The 17,085-nt window shown below is 63.9% G+C and carries 15 protein-coding genes; 6 read left to right on the plus strand and 9 right to left on the minus strand.

The genetic code is table 11. The annotated features are described in order from the left end of the window. The first annotated feature begins 22 nt into the window (after window positions 1–22). The gene (locus Mame_RS01095) at window positions 23–1,801 is read left to right on the plus strand and encodes a sulfatase (protein WP_018063346.1); all 1,779 of its coding nucleotides are present in this window, start codon (window positions 23–25) and stop codon (window positions 1,799–1,801) included. A gap of 78 nt (window positions 1,802–1,879) precedes the next feature. Here the strand turns inward: Mame_RS01095 and Mame_RS01100 are convergent, their stop codons facing one another. Beyond that, window positions 1,880–4,375, minus strand: coding sequence for a beta-glucosidase (locus Mame_RS01100; RefSeq protein ID WP_018063345.1), 2,496 nt, complete (start codon window positions 4,373–4,375; stop codon window positions 1,880–1,882). A 262-nt stretch (window positions 4,376–4,637) separates the two neighbouring features. Here Mame_RS01100 and Mame_RS01105 point away from each other — a divergent pair, with 262 nt between their 5' ends. Further along, window positions 4,638–5,183, plus strand: coding sequence for a TetR/AcrR family transcriptional regulator (locus Mame_RS01105; RefSeq protein WP_235726789.1), 546 nt, complete (start codon window positions 4,638–4,640; stop codon window positions 5,181–5,183). A gap of 274 nt (window positions 5,184–5,457) precedes the next feature. On the opposite strand, the gene Mame_RS01110 is transcribed toward Mame_RS01105, so the two are convergent. Genes Mame_RS01110 through Mame_RS01125 form a run of 4 tightly spaced genes read right to left on the minus strand, consistent with a single transcriptional unit; the run spans window position 5,458 to window position 9,319 of the window. Then, window positions 5,458–6,948, minus strand: coding sequence for a tripartite tricarboxylate transporter permease (locus Mame_RS01110; RefSeq protein WP_018063343.1), 1,491 nt, complete (start codon window positions 6,946–6,948; stop codon window positions 5,458–5,460). A 3-nt stretch (window positions 6,949–6,951) separates the two neighbouring features. Further along, window positions 6,952–7,395 carry a tripartite tricarboxylate transporter TctB family protein gene (locus Mame_RS01115; RefSeq protein WP_018063342.1) on the minus strand — a complete coding sequence of 148 codons (444 nt, stop codon included), beginning with the start codon at window positions 7,393–7,395 and terminating at the stop codon, window positions 6,952–6,954. Next, window positions 7,389–8,354 (minus strand): BMP family ABC transporter substrate-binding protein, encoded by a 966-nt coding sequence (locus Mame_RS01120; protein WP_018063341.1) that lies wholly within the window; start codon window positions 8,352–8,354, stop codon window positions 7,389–7,391. Before Mame_RS01120 ends, Mame_RS01115 begins: the two co-directional genes overlap by 7 nt. Continuing rightward, window positions 8,354–9,319, minus strand: a complete 966-nt coding sequence (locus Mame_RS01125) for a Bug family tripartite tricarboxylate transporter substrate binding protein (protein ID WP_026173228.1) — start codon at window positions 9,317–9,319, stop codon at window positions 8,354–8,356. The genes Mame_RS01120 and Mame_RS01125 overlap by 1 nt, the downstream gene beginning before the upstream one ends. Window positions 9,320–9,603: 284 nt before the next feature. Here Mame_RS01125 and Mame_RS01130 point away from each other — a divergent pair, with 284 nt between their 5' ends. The 4 genes from Mame_RS01130 (at window position 9,604) to Mame_RS01145 (ending at window position 13,329) form a co-directional block, all read left to right on the plus strand. Then, on the plus strand, window positions 9,604–10,467 hold the full coding sequence (locus Mame_RS01130; protein WP_018063339.1) for a MurR/RpiR family transcriptional regulator: 864 nt from the start codon (window positions 9,604–9,606) through the stop codon (window positions 10,465–10,467). Between the two features lie 390 nt (window positions 10,468–10,857). Beyond that, complete coding sequence (locus tag Mame_RS01135; protein ID WP_018063338.1) at window positions 10,858–12,159, plus strand: NAD(P)/FAD-dependent oxidoreductase; 1,302 nt, start codon at window positions 10,858–10,860, stop codon at window positions 12,157–12,159. Between the two features lie 12 nt (window positions 12,160–12,171). After that, window positions 12,172–12,537 carry a DUF5368 domain-containing protein gene (locus tag Mame_RS01140; RefSeq protein ID WP_018063337.1) on the plus strand — a complete coding sequence of 122 codons (366 nt, stop codon included), beginning with the start codon at window positions 12,172–12,174 and terminating at the stop codon, window positions 12,535–12,537. A 63-nt stretch (window positions 12,538–12,600) separates the two neighbouring features. Beyond that, window positions 12,601–13,329, plus strand: a complete 729-nt coding sequence (locus Mame_RS01145) for a Crp/Fnr family transcriptional regulator (RefSeq protein WP_018063336.1) — start codon at window positions 12,601–12,603, stop codon at window positions 13,327–13,329. A 45-nt stretch (window positions 13,330–13,374) separates the two neighbouring features. Here the strand turns inward: Mame_RS01145 and Mame_RS01150 are convergent, their stop codons facing one another. From Mame_RS01150 to Mame_RS01165, 4 genes are all read right to left on the minus strand, one after another. Continuing rightward, on the minus strand, window positions 13,375–13,785 hold the full coding sequence (locus Mame_RS01150) for a CBS domain-containing protein (RefSeq protein WP_018063335.1): 411 nt from the start codon (window positions 13,783–13,785) through the stop codon (window positions 13,375–13,377). 133 nt (window positions 13,786–13,918) lie between these two features. Beyond that, on the minus strand, window positions 13,919–14,824 hold the full coding sequence (locus Mame_RS01155; protein ID WP_018063334.1) for a F0F1 ATP synthase subunit gamma: 906 nt from the start codon (window positions 14,822–14,824) through the stop codon (window positions 13,919–13,921). Beyond that, a complete protein-coding gene (locus Mame_RS01160; protein ID WP_018063333.1) occupies window positions 14,808–16,337 on the minus strand; it encodes a F0F1 ATP synthase subunit alpha in 1,530 nt (509 codons plus the stop codon). The genes Mame_RS01155 and Mame_RS01160 overlap by 17 nt, the downstream gene beginning before the upstream one ends. Then, a complete protein-coding gene (locus tag Mame_RS01165) occupies window positions 16,327–17,085 on the minus strand; it encodes a F0F1 ATP synthase subunit B family protein (protein ID WP_018063332.1) in 759 nt (252 codons plus the stop codon). Before Mame_RS01165 ends, Mame_RS01160 begins: the two co-directional genes overlap by 11 nt.

Consider the following 17,085-nt stretch of genomic DNA (forward strand, 5'->3'; position numbering starts at 1 on the left):
CGACACCCTCCAGGAGACAATCATGCGCGCCGTCATGGTGATGTTCGATAGCCTCAACCGCCTGTTCCTGCCGGCCTATGGCGCCACGGATGTGGACCTTCCGAATTTCCGCCGGCTGTCAGAGCGCAGCGTGACATTCGACCGTTGCTATGCCGGCTCCATGCCCTGCATGCCGGCGCGGCGCGAGATGCATACCGGGCGCTACAATTTCCTGCATCGCGGCTGGGGACCGATCGAGCCCTTCGACGACAGCGTGCCGGAGATGCTGAGAGGGGCAGGCGTCTACACCCATCTTGTCACCGACCATCAGCATTACTGGGAGGACGGCGGCGCGACCTATCACAATCGCTACTCCACCTACGAATTCTTCCGCGGCCAGGAGGGCGATGCCTGGAAGGGCGAGGTCGCGGATCCCGTGATCCCGGAAACCGTGACCTGGCGCAAGGGCCGGCTCTGGCGGCAGGACTGGATCAACCGCAAATACCTGAAGACCGCCGCCGATTATCCGCAAACGCAGACCTTCGACGCTGGCCTCGGCTTCATGCGAACCAATGCCGATGACGACAACTGGTTCCTGCAGATCGAATGCTTCGATCCGCACGAGCCGTTTTTCACCGACGAGGCCCACAAGGCCCGCACCGGCGCGCAAGAGGCCGGGCTGCATTACGACTGGCCGGACTATCGGCCCGTTCTGGAGGACGCGGAAACGCTCGCCCGCCTGCGCAAATCCTATGCGGCGCTGCTGACCATGTGCGACGACAATCTCGGCCGGGTGATGGACCTCATGGACGCGCAGGACATGTGGAAGGACACGATGCTGATCGTGTGCACTGACCACGGTTTCCTGCTCGGCGAACACGGCTGGTTCGGCAAGAACATCCAGCCCTGGTTCGAGGAAAACATCCACACCCCGCTGTTCCTCTGGGATCCGCGCACCGGGGCGGCGGGGACGCGCTCGGATGCCCTCGTGCAAACGATCGATTTCGGCCCGACATTGCTCGAATATTTCGGCGTCGACCGCACGCCCGACATGCAGGGGCGGCCGATCGCGCCGGTTCTTTCCGGCAGCGAAAAACCGAGGCAGCACGCGCTGTTCGGCGTCTTCGGCGGGCATGTCAACATCACCGATGGCCGCTATGTCTATATGCGCGGGCCGGCGACCCCATCCAACGGCCCGCTTCACGAATACACGCTGATGCCGACGCGCATGGACCATCGCTTTGCCGTCCCGGACCTGCAGGAGGCGACCCTCTCCCCGCCCTTCAGCTTTTCGAAGGGCGTTCCGCTGCTGAAGGTCCGGGGCATGGCGATGGGCAACCCCTATGCCTTCGGCAGCCTGCTCTACGATCTTGAGACCGATCCCGAACAGCGCAATCCGTTGATCGATGACGAGCGCGAGCTCCTGATGGCGCAACGGCTTGTGGAGGCGATGCGCGAGGCCGAAGCGCCGCCCGAACAATATGAACGCCTCGGCCTGCCCGAGACCGGCGATGTCGGCCCCGAACACCTGCTTGTCCGCAAACAGAGAGAACTCTCGCTGGAAACCCTTGAACAGGACTGGACATCCGCGCCGGAAACGGAGTTTTCGCCGGCGCTCAGGCAACCGATGGAGACGCTCGACAAGGTCCTTCTGGAACAGGCCGCCGCAGCCCTTGGCCTCCCCGCCTACGGGCCGTTTATCGAACGCTTCGGTTACCTCTCCCTCTGGCAGATCTCGGTCATGCTGCCGAGCGTCTCGCCGGAACGGTTAAGGGCGTTTGAACGGACACACGGCCGAGGCGTGATGCAACCGGCAAAATGATGGCCGCCTGAACCAATGCATTTCGTCATCATCCGCCGCGCACTGTCCGGCGCGCGGCGGATGATGGTTTTCAGGTCATCAGGCCGGTTCTGACCATTCGGTCTCAAGATCGACGGCCAGACGCTGGCGGATATCGCCGGCATTGGCGGCCACGAGAAGCGCGTAGCGGCCGGCAGGCGCCATCCATCTCTGGCGTTCCACATCGAAATAGGCGAGATCGCGCGGCACGATGCCGAGGCTGGCCGTTCCGCTCTGTCCTGGCTTCAGGGCCAGACGCGCGAAGGCGCGCAGTTCCTTTTCCGGGCGGGCGACAGGAACGTCTTTAGCCATGGCTTCCGGATGGACGTAAAGCTGCACGACCTCGACGCCATCCGCCGCGCCCGAATTGACGATCGGTACGGTGACGGTGACACCGGCATCGGTCATAATCTCGGTGTCTGCGACGGCCTCGCCCCAGGTAAACTGCGTGTAGCCGAGGCCGAAACCGAAGGGAAAGAGTGGCGGTACATTGTGACTGTCGTGATGGCGATAGCCGACGAAAACGCCCTCATCGTAGCGCACATGCCCGTCCTTGCCGGGATAGGTGAGCGCGTCTTCGCTCCAGGCCGAATTGTCCTTCATGCGGCGTGGGAAGGTCTGCGGCAGCCGTCCGCCGGGAGATGCCGCGCCGCTCAGCACATCGGCAATCGCATTGCCGACCTCCTGTCCCGGGTACCAGAACTGGACGACCGATTTCACCTTGTCGAGCCAGGGCATTTCCACCGGCCCGCCGGTCTGCAGAACCACGACCGTGTTCGGATTGACGGCGGCAACGGCCTCGATCAGTGCATTCTGCCTGCCGGGCAGGGTCATGTCCGGCAGATCATACCCCTCGCTGTCCCATTCCTCCTGGCGGCCGACGAACAGCACCGCCACATCCTGCTCCGCCGCAAGCCTGACGGCATCATCGATTTCCGGCTGCCCCATCGTCTTTTCAATCCCGAACCTGAGCGCGCGGACGGTGATGCCGTTATCGGCGGTTGCCGGGGAACAATAGTCGATGACCAGCTGATAGGTGGTCCCGGCCTGAAGTTCGATATCCGCCAGCCTCTCATCATTGGCCGTGCCGAAAAAGTTCTGTCCGTGCGCCCAGTCGCTCTCGCCGTCGATCAGCAGTTCGCCATCAAGATAGGCGCGCGCAAGGCCGGCATTGGTCATTCCGGCGCGGTAGGTCCCGCTCTCCTCCGGAGTGAAGGTGGCGACGGCCCGCACGGAAAAATCGTTCTGGTCCAGTTCCGGTGCGGGCAAGTCGAACCAGAAGCAGTTGAGCGCCTCCTCGGTTGCGATGTGAGCGGGCTTGCCTTCAAGCCGGCGGCCGTGATGGAACCGAAGCTCGATATCGCCCTGCAGGACCTGCGTCAGCCTGTTGTTGGTGCAGCCCTTGGCATGGGAAACGCGATTGTCACCGAAGGCGGCCTTCAGTCCCTCCACCGGCGTCACCCGGTAGGGCGCGTTGATCTGCGCCGATCCGCCGCCCATCAACCGCGCCACGCCGGCATTGGGTCCGAGGGCCGCGATCGATACGGTGTTTTCCAGCGGCAGCAGGTCGCCTTCATTCTTCAGAAGAACGGCGCCTTCCGCACCGAGGCGACGGATCAGCGCACGGGTCTCCGGCGCATCACGCGACGTTTCCGCCTCGGGACCTGCGCTGTCGAAGGCGCCGACACGCTCGAACAGGACGAGCAGGCGCCGCGTTGCGGCACGGATCGTCTCGGGATCAACCTCCCCGGCCTTCACCGCGTCAAGAAGCCTGGTGCCGCGATAGCGTGCCGGCCCCGGCATTTCGAGGTCGTGCCCGGCATTGACCGAGCTCGCGACCGAATTCGTGCCGAACCAGTCCGACATGAAGATGCCGTCATAGCCGAACTCACCCCGCATCACGTCCTGCAGCGCCCATTTGTGGCTGTCCATATGGATGCCGTTGAGCCGGTTATAACCGGTCATCACCGCCCAGACGCCCGCCTTCTTGACCGCGGCCTCGAACGGCGGCAGGTAGATTTCGCGCAGCGTCCTCTCGTCGACATCGGAGGACACCGTCTGCCGGTCGATTTCGGAATCATTGGCGACGAAATGCTTGATCGTCGCCCCGACTCCATTGTCCTGCAGGCCCTTGATATAGGCGACGGCCAACATGGATGTCAGCAGCGGGTCTTCCGAATAGCATTCGAAATTGCGCCCGTTGAGGCCCGAGCGGTGTATGTTGACCGTCGGTGCCAGCAGCACGCGCGCCCCCTTCGAACGCGCCTCGGCGGCGAGCGTCGCCCCCATTTCATAAGCCGCGTCGCTGTTCCAGCTCGCGCCAAGCGCGATGGCGCAGGGGAAGGCAGCGGCCGGCGTGCCGTTGGTCAGCCCGCCCGCGCCGCGTGCGCCATTGGGGCCATCGGAGACCTTCACGGCCGGGATGGCGAGGCGCGGGATCGGAACGGTGGTCCAGAAATCCGCGCCCGCCATCAGCGAGACCTGCTCCTCCAGGGTCAATTCGTCCAGAAGTTGCTCGATATTGACGGCAGCGCCGCGCGTCTGCTCGCTGTTCATACTCGCCTCCCTTGATATCCGGCATGCTCGTTCCTGACCGACAACCACCCGGTCGGCGTGGCGTCGATCACTGTCGCGACACGAAATCATAAAAATCTACCAATTACTAGGTTTTTAAATCGGGCGCATTTCGTGTAATCTGAGAGCCGAATGGAGACGCCATCGCATGCCGAGGAAAAACCTGACGCAACCCGCCCCTCAAAAGCCAGAGAGCCGTGCGCGCGGCCCATATGGAAAGGGCCGGCAGCGGCGTGCGGAAATCGTGAAAGCGGCAGTTCGGGTGTTCAGCCAATCGGGCTATCAGAATGCGGCCATTGCCACCGTCGCCGCGGAGGTGGGGCTGACGCTTCCCGGCCTGCTGCACTATTTCCCGAGCAAGACCGATTTGCTGCTGGCTGTCCTGGAACAGCGCGATGAAGTCACCGCCGACATGCTGCCGAAGGAGAGCGCCGACTGGCGCACATTCCTCGGTTCGCTGGTGGACATCGTCCGGTATAACGAGACGATCCCGGGCGTGATCCGCGCCTTCGCGCTTCTGTCGGTGGAAAGCCTATCGGCCGACCATCCAGCGGCGGACTGGTTCGCGGACCGATCGGCAAAGACGCACGCCATGATCGCCAGAGCGCTCAGATCCGGACAGGCCGAGGGGACATTCGACCCGGCCGCCGATGCGGGCGCCCTCGCCTTCGAAATCATCGCCATGATGGACGGCCTGCAGGAGCAATGGCTGCGCTCGGGCGAAACCATCGACATGGCCGGCATCTTCGAAACCTACATCAACCGGCTTGCTGCGCGATACAGCCGCTGATCGCTCGCGATTTGGGCCGTCCAGCGATCGCGCTGAATGACACTGGAAACCATCGCCACAATGAGCGTTGATTCCAAAATCAGCCTGCCCGCGGCGAGCTGGTCCGTTTCCGGCTCGAGAGCCCCTCAGCGATTACGCTATGTGGTGTAGCTTGGACGACCACGTTTGGACGGAGGCGATGGTGACATTGTCGCCTCTCTGACAACAGACTTATCTGGATTGCTGAACGCGTCGACGAGGCCGGACCGGAATTGCTCCGGAAGCTCCCGGGCGGTCAACCGATCGACTTGACCAGCCGTTTCAACCCCGGGAGTGCGGTCAGCACCAGAAGCAGGACCGAAATCGCGATCATGACGGCACTGCCCGGTCGCTGGAGGAAGATCATCGGGTCGCCGCGTGACAAAAGCATGGCCCGGCGCAGATATTCCTCCATCATGGGCCCGAGGATGAAGCCGATCAGAAGCGGCGCGGGTTCGTAGCGGTAAAGCCTCAAGACATAGCCGAGCAGGCCGAAGCCGAGCATGGTCCAGACATCGAAGAGCGAGTGATCAAGGCTGTAGACGCCGATCGAGATCAGGACGACGATCGTCGGATAGAGGAAATAATGCGGAATACGCAGCAGCCTCACCCAGATGCCGATCAGCGGAATGTTGAGCACCAGCAGGAAAAGATTGCCGAACAGGAAGGAGACGATCAGGCCCCAGAACAGCGCCGGGTGATCGGAGATCAGGCGCGGCCCGGGGGTGACGCCGTGGATCATCAGGGCGCCGATCATCAGCGCCATCGTCGTGGATCCCGGTATGCCGAGCGTCAGCGTCGGGATGAAGGCGGTCTGGGCTGCGGCATTATTGGCCGATTCCGGCACCACCACTCCCTCGATCGCGCCCTTGCCGAAATTGGCGCGGTTGGGCGAGACGCGCTTTTCCACGGCATAGCCGATCGAAGAGGCGACCGTCTGGCCAGTGCCCGGCAATGTGCCGAAAAAGCTGCCGATCAGGCTGCCGCGAAGCGCCGGGCCGAGGCAACGCAGCCATTCGCCGCGCATCGGCAAGAAACGCTGCCAGGAGACCTTTTCCATGGCATAGGAGGCCGATGCCCCGCGCGCGGAAAACATCGCTTCGGAGACGCCGAAGAGCCCCATGGCGACGACCACGAGATTGATGCCGTCGCGGAGATCCTGAACGCCGCCGGTAAAGCGGGTGGCGCCGCTGTTGACGTCGACGCCGATCGTGCCGAGTAGAACGCCCAGCGTCACCATCATCACGCCGCGCAGCGTGCCGGAACTGGAGACCACGGATGCCGCGACAAGGCCGAGCAACATCACCGCGAAATAATCCGCCGGTTCCAATAGAAGCGCGAAATCCGCGAGCAGCGGCGCGAGCGCGGCAATCACCAGAATGCCGAAAACGCCGCCGAAGAACGAGGCAAGCGCGGTGACCAGAAGGGCGACGCCGGCGCGGCCCTCGCGCGCCATCGGATAGCCGTCGAGGCAGGTGATCGAGGAGGACGGCGTGCCCGGAATATTGAGCAGGATGGAGGCGATCGAGCCGCCATATTCCGCGCCGTAATAGACCCCGGCGAGCATGACGAGCGCGGTTTCCGGCGGCAGGTAGAAAGAGACCGGCAGCAGCATCGCAACCGCCGCCAGCGGACCGAGGCCAGGCAGAACGCCGATAAAGGTGCCGAGAAACGTACCGAGGAAACAGTAAAGAAGGTTGGAAACCGTGGTGGCGGTGGCAAAGCCGAGGGCGAGATTGTCGAGCATGGTTCAAAATCCCCGGAACGCTTCAAGCGGCAGCCTGAGACCGAAAATGAAGACGAGCCAGACGCCGAAAACGGCGCCGAGGACGAAACCCGCGCGTCGCAGCGGGGAGAGCGCGTCGACCGCGAAGCTGGCGATGAGGACGCAGACGCCAGCGCCCGGCAGCACGCCGAAGCGTGGTGTGACCAGCGCAAAACTTCCCACCGCAAGCACGATCGGAACGACCGCGCGCCAGTCGACCTTCTGATGTTCGGCGCGGTCCTTCATGTCGCCGACAAAGGCGACGGCTGCAAGGATGACGAGAATGCCGCCGGCTATCAGCGGAAAGGCGCCGGGACCCATGCGCCGCGGCGTGCCTAGGTCGAGCACGGTCAGCGAACCGAAGATAAAAACGAGGGCGATCGCGCCGATGAGAAGCGTGCCCGCCTGCGCCGAAAGCTTCTTCAGCATCGCCCGGTCTCCGTTTCAGGTTCGAACTCCGCCCCGTCATAGGTCTCGGAAACGATGATGCTGCGATCGCGGATAGCCCCTGCGGCGGTAGCGACCCGTTCGGCGACGGCATCAGGAACATCCGCGCCGAGCGCAAGCGAAGCATAATCGCCTTCCGAAAGACCCAAAATGACCGGTGCCCGTGGCAGCCTTCCCGCCGCGACATCGGCAATGGCACGCTCCACGCCAAGATCGATCCGCGCCAGTGCCGAGGCGACAAACACATCAGGCGCCAGCGCCGTCCAGTCGAGCGCATTGCCGATCTGTAAAGTGCCGGCGGCCCGGCAGGCCTCGATCGCGCCCTGTCTGGCGCCGTTCAGCATGGTGAAGATGATGTCTGCACCGGCCTTGATCTCGGCATCGGCCCAGCGCCGGGTGATCGCATTATCGTCCTGCGAGCCGCAGAAGACCGTCAGAACGTGGACGGCGGGATCGGTCTCCATCACGCCCTGCACGAAGGCGGCGCGACCCTTCAGGCCCGGTCGGACGCGGTGACCGGAAAGATGGCCGACCGTGCCGGTCTTCGTCATCAGCGCCGCCAGGCATCCGGCAAGATAGGCCGAATGCTCCTGCGCGACATCATAGCTTGCCAGATTTTCCGCATGGGCGTGGCCCTGGACGATGGCGAAGGACTTTTCCGGCCAGTCGAGCGCGAGCACAGGCATGACCCGATCGCCCTGCCCACCGATGAAAACCAGCCCGTCGAAATCCGGCAGTATTCCGCCGAGGCTTTCGAGGATTTCGGCCGTGTCATAGGCAAGCCCGTCGACAATGCTGATCCGGCCCTTGCCCGCACGCGCCGCCTGGCGCGCGCCGGCAAGACCGCTGGCATTGAAGCCCGCATCCTCCGCCTCGCCGATGACGACGACGGCGATCTGCGGCAAGTCGGGTTGCTCCGCGGCAAGCGGCCTGATGCGCATCACTGGTTCGCCTGCTTGACGAGCGGGGCCCATTCGGCAACGCCTTCCGCGACATAGTCTGTGAATTCTTCGCTCGTCATCTTGCCGCCGACAATACCCCATGTGTCGAACTGGGCGACGACATCATCGGAGGCGAGCGCCGTGTCGAGCGCGTCCTGAAGCGTGGAGACGACCTCGGGGTCGACGCCGGCCGGACCGGAAATACCGAGCCAGTTCTCCGCAACGATATCATAGCCGAGTTCGGTAAAGGTCGGGGTATCGGGCAGGGTTTCGAGCCGTTCTGGCGAGGAGACGGCGAGCGGGAGTGCTGTCCCATCCTCAACGGCCGGCAGGTTCTGCGGCACGGCATCGAAGATCACCGGGATAACGTTCGCGCGGAAATCGAGCCGCATCGGGCCGGAGCCCTTGTAGGGAATGTGCGAGAGTTCGACGCCTGCCTCGTTCTCGAAGGCAACGGCCACGACATGGCCCCACGAGCCGACGCCGGAGGAGCCGTAGTCCAGCATGCCGGGCTCGGCCTTTGCCTTTTCGACAAAGGCGGCCATATCCGGCGTCTCAAGCTCGGGCGAGACGAACATGCCGAGATGGACGGCGCCGATATAGCCGATATGGGTGAAGTCTTCGACCGGATCATAGGGCGTATCCGGGAAGCTCGTCGGCGCGACATTGAAGGGCGTCAAGTTGGAGAGCATCAGCGTGTAGCCGTCACTGTCGGCATTCTTCAGCTCGGTTGCGGCGACCGTGCCGGCAGCGCCCGGCTTGTTCTCGACAACGAATTGCTGGCCAAGCGCGGCCCCGAGCTTTTCGGTGAGAAGGCGGGCGACGAGGTCGCTCGAACCACCCGGCGGGAAGGACACCAGGATACGAACGGGCCTTTCGGGATATTCCGCGGCAAGTGCCGCGGGCGCGAGCGCAGCAAGGGCGGTGGCGGCGAGGATCAAGGATTTCAGCGGACGGGCCGGCATGTCGGGACTCCAGTTTCTGCTGTCGTGGGTCGGGGCGAATGCATTGACGAAATTCAAGTTCCAACAAAAGAAACTACAGTTTCAAAAATCACGCAAGTAAAAAATAGGCATATATCGCAATTGATTATTATTTAGGCAATTTGAATTTTCCTTGAGCACTTGAAGCAGCAAAAAGCCCGCAGATACGGCACTTTCCCGCGGCCGTTTACAAAACGCCGCACTGAAATCATGATTTCGAAAACGCGCTGCTTGCATTTTCCGCCATGCAATCATTAATGAGAATCATGAAATCAGAATTTCAAAACCCTGCCGACGACGCTCCTTTTCTCACCCGCGTGCAACGGGTGTTGCCGCAGTTGAGCCCCGCCGAGCGTCGGCTGGGTGAGTTCCTGCTGGATTTTCCCGGCGAGCTCGGCAGTTATGACGCGCAGGAGCTGGCCCGGCTTTGCGATGTCTCGAAGGCGACCGTTTCGCGCTTTATTCGCAAGCTCGGCTTTGCCAGCTATGACCAGGCGAAAAAGGCGGTGCGCGATGAGCGCCAGACCGGTTCGCGCGTGTTCTTCGCCCATGCCGAGCCGGAAGCCAATGCCGCAGCGCTGGCCCTCGACATGCGTGAGGACAAGGACAATCTCGACTGGACCTTCGCCAATCTCGATCCGAGCGAGCTGGAAGCGCTCGCCGCTGCCGTGGTCGATAGCCGAAAGGTCTGGATCACCGGCCAGCGCATCAGCCAGTCCTTTGCCCATTACATCTACTGGCAACTGACCAAGATCGTCGGCGAGGTCGCGGTTTTCCCGCAAGGCGGCGAAACGCTGGGCGAGCATGTGGCCCGGATCGAGGAAGGCGACCTGGTGATCGCCATCACGCTGCGCCGCCGCATTGCCGGCACGCGGCAATTGCTGGATTCGATTGCGGAAAGCGGCGCGCGCCTTGCCTTGATCTCGGATGAGACCATGGCCCGTCATCCCGCCGCCCGCTGGCATTTTCCCTGCCGGATCCATTCCGACGGGCCGCAGTTCAACCATGCGGCCGTGCTGGCGCTCTGCCACCAGATCGTGGTGCGCGCGACGCTGAAGGCCGGGCGCACGGGCCGCGATCGGCTAAGAAGAGTCGACGCGGTCAACGAAAAGCTGGCGCAGTACGAGTAGGCTGGCAGAGATCAGCCGGGCGCCCTGCCGAGCGCAAAGGCGACATCGGGGTTGTCGTTACGCAGGCCTTCGGGGCCTGGGACGAGGGCGCCTGCGTTGCGACAAGAAACTTCAAAACCGCTCTTCTGGCAGGCACGAAACCGAAAGCAGGCAATCGGTCTTTGGCCGCCCGGTGCCCGGCTGCAAACCCGATCCAGCGCGACCACGACATGTCACGCCTTGATCACGGTCAATTTTGGACCGCCGACTTCAATGTAGATTGAATGCCGAAGATGGTCTGTTTCGCACCATGCGGCAGAACCGGACAGCAGGCCGACTTCCGTTGCGCAGACGCAAGGTCTGGACCGCCGTTCCGGCCACGGTGTGTATCTGATGAGGAGGAGAGATCGGATGAAACGCAGGGAATTCCTCGGCCTGGCAGCCCTCGGCGGCGCTGCGGCCGCACTGCCGGTGACCGAGGCAAAGCCAGCCCGGGCGCAGGTGTCAACCTCGGCCAGTATCGTCATCGTCGGGGCCGGGGCCGCCGGCACGGCGCTGGCCAACCGGCTGAGCGAACGGCTCGCGGGCGCCCGGATCACGATCATCGATCCGCGCACCACGCATCTTTATCAACCCGGCCTCACGCTGGTGGCAACCGGACTGAAGCCGGCCTCCTACGTCACATCGGACGAAAGCCGCTGGTTACCCAAGGGAATAGACTGGATCAGGGAAAAGGTCGCCGCCGTGGATGCCGAGGCCAGGACGGTCTCGACGGAAAGCGGGCGGACCATCGATTATGACTGGCTGGTGCTCGCCCCCGGCCTGGTTCTGGATTACGGCGCAATCGAAGGCTTTTCCGTGGACATGATCGGCGAGAACGGCATCGGCGGACTTTATGGCGGACCGGAACAGGCCGCGCGCACCTGGCAGGCGGCGCGGAAATTCACCGAGGAAGGCGGCATCGGGATATTCACCCGTCCCGCGACCGAGATGAAATGCGCCGGCGCTCCGCTCAAGCACACCTTTCTGATCGACGATATCGCCCGCCGGGCGGGCAATACCGGCAAGATGAACATGATCTATACCGCGCCGCAATCCTCCCTCTTCGGCGTGCCGATCGTGGCCGAGAAGGTCCGGATGCTTTTCGAGGACCGCGGCATCAACACGATCATGCAGCGCACGTTGACGGCGGTGGACGCCGGCGCGAAACGCGCGACCTTCGCCACCGGCGACGGTAACGAGGAAATCGATTACGACTATATTCACGTCATCCCGCCGCAGCGCGCGCCGGACTTCATTCGCCGGTCGGGCCTGTCCTGGTCCGACAAATGGACCGACCAGGGCTGGGTCGAGGTCGACATGCATACCCTGCGTCATTTGCGCTACCCGGACATTTTCGCGCTTGGCGACGTGGCGGGCGTGCCCAAGGGCAAGACCGCGGCGAGCGTGAAGTGGCAGGTCCCGGTGGTCGAGGATCATCTCGTCGCCGCCATCGACGGCCGCGAGGGCACCGCGAGCTATAACGGCTACACCTCCTGCCCGCTGATTACCCGGATCGGCCGGGCCATGCTGGTCGAGTTCGACTACCGCAACAATCTGACGCCCTCTTTTCCCGGTATCATCGCCCCGCTGGAGGAACTCTGGATCAGTTGGCTGATGAAAGAGGTTGCGCTGAAGGCGACTTACAATGCAATGTTGCGCGGACAGGCCTGAGGAGGATCGGACATGAAAGACATGACGCTCTCGACGCTGATCGCCGTTCTCGAGGAAATTTTCGGCCGGGGCGTGTTCTGGGCCATGGTCGCCGCTGCGGCAATCGTTACGCTCGCCTATTTCTACGTTCTCGTTCGCGACCGCTCGGTCAGTTGGAAAAAATTCCTGCTGGCGCAGCTTTCCATGCCGGTCGGCGCCATCGCCGCGGTCTGGTTTCTGATGGTCATGACCCATTCGCGCCTGTCCGACATGGGCGGGCCGATAGACGTCATCGTCCTGCTTTGCGTAGCCGCGGCCGGCGCCATCGGCATGGCGATCCTCGTATACACCGTCGAAGCGCTCATCGGCTCCGACCGGACCACGGACGAGGGCAAGTGAGAACAAGTCAGGATCACGAAGGAGGAAGCCGCAAGCAGGCATCCGCCATGGAGGGAATTCGCCATGCAGATCAACGTAACCTTGCAGACGTCGCATGCCGCCCCTTGCTCGGCGGTCGATGCCTATGCCGCGCTGCGCCCGAAACAGGCCGTAAGACGGGCCGTCAAGGGTCGCACCGTCGTGCAGGAGTCCGACTACGCCGCCCATTCGATGTTGCTGTTGGACGGCTGGGCGGCCCTTTCCAAGACAATGCCCGAAGGCGAGGTACAGATCATCGACGTGATGCTGCCCGGTGATTTTGCGCTGGTCGGCGCGGAGGTCGCCCCCGTCGCTGCCTTCACTGTCGAGGCACTGACCGATATCAGCTATCTCGCCGTACCGCTCGAGCACGTCAATGGCCCGGGCCCGGAACACGCCGAGCTGCGCCGGCTGTTCACGGCGTTGCTCGTGACGACACAGGCCCGCATGTCCGAACTCCTGTTGCGAATGGGGCGAAGCGGTGCGTGCCGCGTAGCCTATACCCTGCTGGAGCTTTATGTCCGGCTGGAGCAGATCGGTTTGATCCGGAACGGGCGATTCCGCCTGCCCATGAACCAGCACAAGATCGGAGAATTCACCGGCCTCAGCAACGTACATGTGTGCCGCACCATGCGCCGGTTCGCGCGCGACGGGCTGATCACGAATTTCGACAATCAGGAGATTTCCCTCAACGATCTGAACGCCCTGAGCGACTTTGCCGGGGTTGACCTCACGCGGCTCCGTAAGGAAATCTTTCTGCGCAGACCGCAATAGAGCATTTCGCGGACCTGGGACGATCCAGCTTGGCCGCGCCATGCTTCAGCGCGTCTCGACCACCTCTCCGAGCGTTTGCCCCGCAAGTTCCTCATCGGCGTCGTTGGCGATGTCGCCCAGCGACATGATGCCCGCAACAGCGCCCGCGTCATCGACGACGACCAACCGGCGAATTTGAAGATCGCCCATGCGGTGCGCCGCTTCGCGGACCGTCTGTTCGGGGCGACAGGTGGCAACGTCGCGTGTCATGATCGCGGCGATGGGCCCATCGGACACAGCGTTGGGAAGATAGCGCGTCACGATGTCCCGGTCGGTGACGATGCCGACAACCTTCTCCGCCTCGCAGATCACGACGGCGCCTATGCCGCACTCCTTCATGAGCGCCGCTACCGCCCGGACGGATGCCGCGGGACCAACGGTGGTTACGGGGCGGCGCATGATGGATTTGACAAACATCTCCAATCTCCACATCGGAAACTAACCCTGGTTGCTGGCATTGCATTGCGGGCCTTGCCTACTGTTAACGCAACCAGCGCCGAAACGGATCCTTTGGTCAGGATTTTAGCCCGAAGGGCTTTACCCCCGCCGGTCAGCTATCCTTATCGTCGCTCCGTTTGGTGCGATGCGATTTCAACGCCTCGAAACCGATGATGACATCAAGCAGTTCGGTGGTGATCTCGCTCTGCCGCAGCTGGCGCATTTCTCCGGCGAGTTCCTCGCGCCGGTCATCGATCGCGCGTTCGGCCTGCTGCATGCGGGCCAGACGCGCGGCGTTTTCGGTTACCAGCGCCTCGGCCGCTGCGAGAAAGAGTTCGGTGAAAAGAAAGCTTCGCACAAGCGCGGCGAGCATATGCCCGGGCGAAAGAGAAAAGGTCGGCAGGCTGCGCGATGCCCAGGGGCGCGCGGCCAGCGCCCCGGTCATGGCCGGGTCGAGCGGCAGCAGCCTGCGCGTCACCGGCGCCTGCCGGCCATGCTCGACCCGCTGCATGAACACCAGCGACACCGTCATGCCGGCACCGCCCCTGGCGCCCTGGATATCGTCGATGAGGGTGATCAGCCTTCCGGCAAGCCGGCCCAGCCCGTCGACATTCGCTGGTGGCAGAAGGGCGGTATCGGCGGAGATACCCTGCCCCGCCAGCGCGTCCTCCAACTGCGCGCCGATACAGATCACCCGCGTCGGGGCTTCATCGCCCGGGCCGCGCTGAACCTCTTTCGCCAGCAATTCATTGTAATTGCCGCAAAGCCCGTGATCGGAGCCGAAGGCGATCGTGACCCGCTCCGCGGCGTTTTCGGAAACTTCGGGCAAAGGTCCCTCGACAGTGAGGAACGCGTGCAGACCGTCCAGAACCGTGGCGCGATAGGCCTCGATGGCGTGAGCGGCCTGCTCGTAAGGCGCGGCGTTGATCGCCGACATCGTTTTCATTGTGCGCACGATACCGCGAATGCTGTCCATGGTTTCGGCGCGGCGGGTGAGAAGCTCAAGCGTCTGCGTCATCGCCTTTTCCCATCGCTTCGACAGCTTGGCGCGCCCTGGCCGTGACACCCGCGCGAATCTCGTCCGTCAGGGCCTCGTCGGCTTCGAGGCTTGCCGCAAGTCCGGCATCGTCTTCGCGCACGGCGCGGCGGATCGCCGCCATTGCAAGCAGCGTATGCACCTCGTCCAGTCCGTCCAGCAGCCCCTCCATCGCGGCAAGCAGGATGGCAAGCTGTTCGGCTGCCGGCATCGGATCGCGCTCGGGCTGGCGCAGCGCCGCGCGCACCGCCGCCCCGCGCGCCAGACGCGCGCGCGTATCCTCGTCCAGCCTTGTGCCGAAGCGGGCGAATTCCTCAAGCTCCTCGAATTGCGACAGCGTGACGCGCAGATTGCCCGCGACCGCGCGAAAGGCCCGCGCCTGCGCCTTGCCGCCGACGCGGCTGACCGACACGCCGAGATCGACCGCCGGGAACTGGTTGCGCCGCACAAGGCGCGGTGACAGGTAGATCTGCCCGTCGGTAATCGAGATCAGGTTGGTCGGGATATAGGCCGAAAGGTTCTCGGCCTGCGTCTCGACCACCGGTAGGGCGGTGATCGACCCGCGCCCCTCACCGAACTGGCCGGCGCGTTCCAGAAGCCGGGCATGGATGAAGAAGATGTCGCCGGGAAAAGCCTCGCGTCCCGGCGGACGGCGCAAAAGAAGCGACAGCTCGCGATAGGCGCGGGCGTGATGCGTCAGGTCGTCCAGCACCAGAAGCACGTCCTGCCCCCTGGCCGCAAACGCTTCGGCCATCGCCATCGCGGCATAGGGCGCGACATAGACAAGGCCGGGCGCATCCTCGTCGCCTGCCGCCATGATGACGGTGCGCTCCATCATGCCGCCCTCGCGGATCGCGCCGATGACCTTGGCCACGGCATCGCCCCTTTGGCCGATCGCGCAATAGATGCAATGCACCCCGGTCGTGCGCTGGTTGAGGATCGCATCCACCGCGATCGAGGTCTTGCCGGTCTGCCGGTCGCCGATGATCAGTTCCCGCTGGCCCATGCCAACGGGCACCGCCGCGTCCACCGCCTTCAGCCCGGTGGCGAGCGGTCGCGACACCGCCCGCCGGTCGAGAATTCCCGCCGCCGGCCATTCTATGGGGCGGTGATGGTTCGTCTCGATCGGCCCCTGACCGTCCCGCGGCCGGCCGATCGGATCGACGACCCGCCCCAGAAGCGGCGCGCCGACCGGCACGCTCACCACCTGGCGGGTGCGCCGCACCGTCTCTCCCGGCGTCAGACGTTCCGTCGGGCCGAGCAGAACGACGCCCAACCGGCCCGGCTCCAGATCGAACACGATGCCCTTCACGCCCGAGGCGAATTCCAGCACTTCATCGGCCAGCGCCGAGCCAAGACCGGTGACGATCGCGACGCCATCGGCGGCTTCCTCCAGACGACCTATCTCGCTGACGCGCGGAGGCGGCGCGGGCGCATCCAGGAGTTTGCGAAGCAACGCGCCCGCACCGGTTTCGGCAGCGCCTTCATCCGTCATCGCGCGCGCTCCCGGCCGGCAGGTCGTCCATTGCCTTGTCGAGCATCGCCTCGAGGTCCTCGAGATAGTCGCTGATCGTCCAGTCTATCTGCACGCTGCCCAACTTCAGGCTAAGGCCCGGCGACCGCGTCTCATCGGTCTCGAAACTGAGCTGCGCGCCCGGCGCAAGCCTGTTCAGCGCATCGCGCAGGCCGGCGCGCACATCCTCGGGCAGGGGATTGCGGGTCACGGCCACCGCGTATTGAGGCTCGCCATGCAGCCTGTCGGCCACCTCGGGCAGGCGCGCAACGGCGCGGGCCACGATGCGGCTCTCCAGCGTCTCGTCGGCCAGGTCCGTCAACGCCTTCCGGGTCAGCGACAACAGCGCCTCGGCACCGGTTTTCTGCAACTCGGCCCGGTAGGCGCGCGCATCCTCGGCGCGTTGCGCGGCCCGCTCCGCCTGTTCGCGGTCTATTTTCCGGCGGGCCTCGGCCAGCATTTCGCGGCGCTCCTTCTCGGCCGCCTCCCGCGCCGCTTCCAGCGTTTCGGCGCGGCTGGCCTGCAACGCCTCGATCCGCGCTTCATATTCGGCCTTCTGCTTCTCAGCCGCCGCCTCGACCCGGGCGGCTTCGCCCATGCGCGTGGAGATTTCCCGCTCGCGCGCGTCGATGCCGTCGAGAATGGGCCGGTACAGGAAGCGCTTCAGCAGCCAGACCAGGACCAGGAAATTGCCGATCTGCGCGCCGACCGTGATCCAGTCGATCGACAT

Origin of the sequence: Martelella mediterranea DSM 17316 (assembly GCF_002043005.1) — a bacterium.
Taxonomy (GTDB): domain Bacteria; phylum Pseudomonadota; class Alphaproteobacteria; order Rhizobiales; family Rhizobiaceae; genus Martelella; species Martelella mediterranea.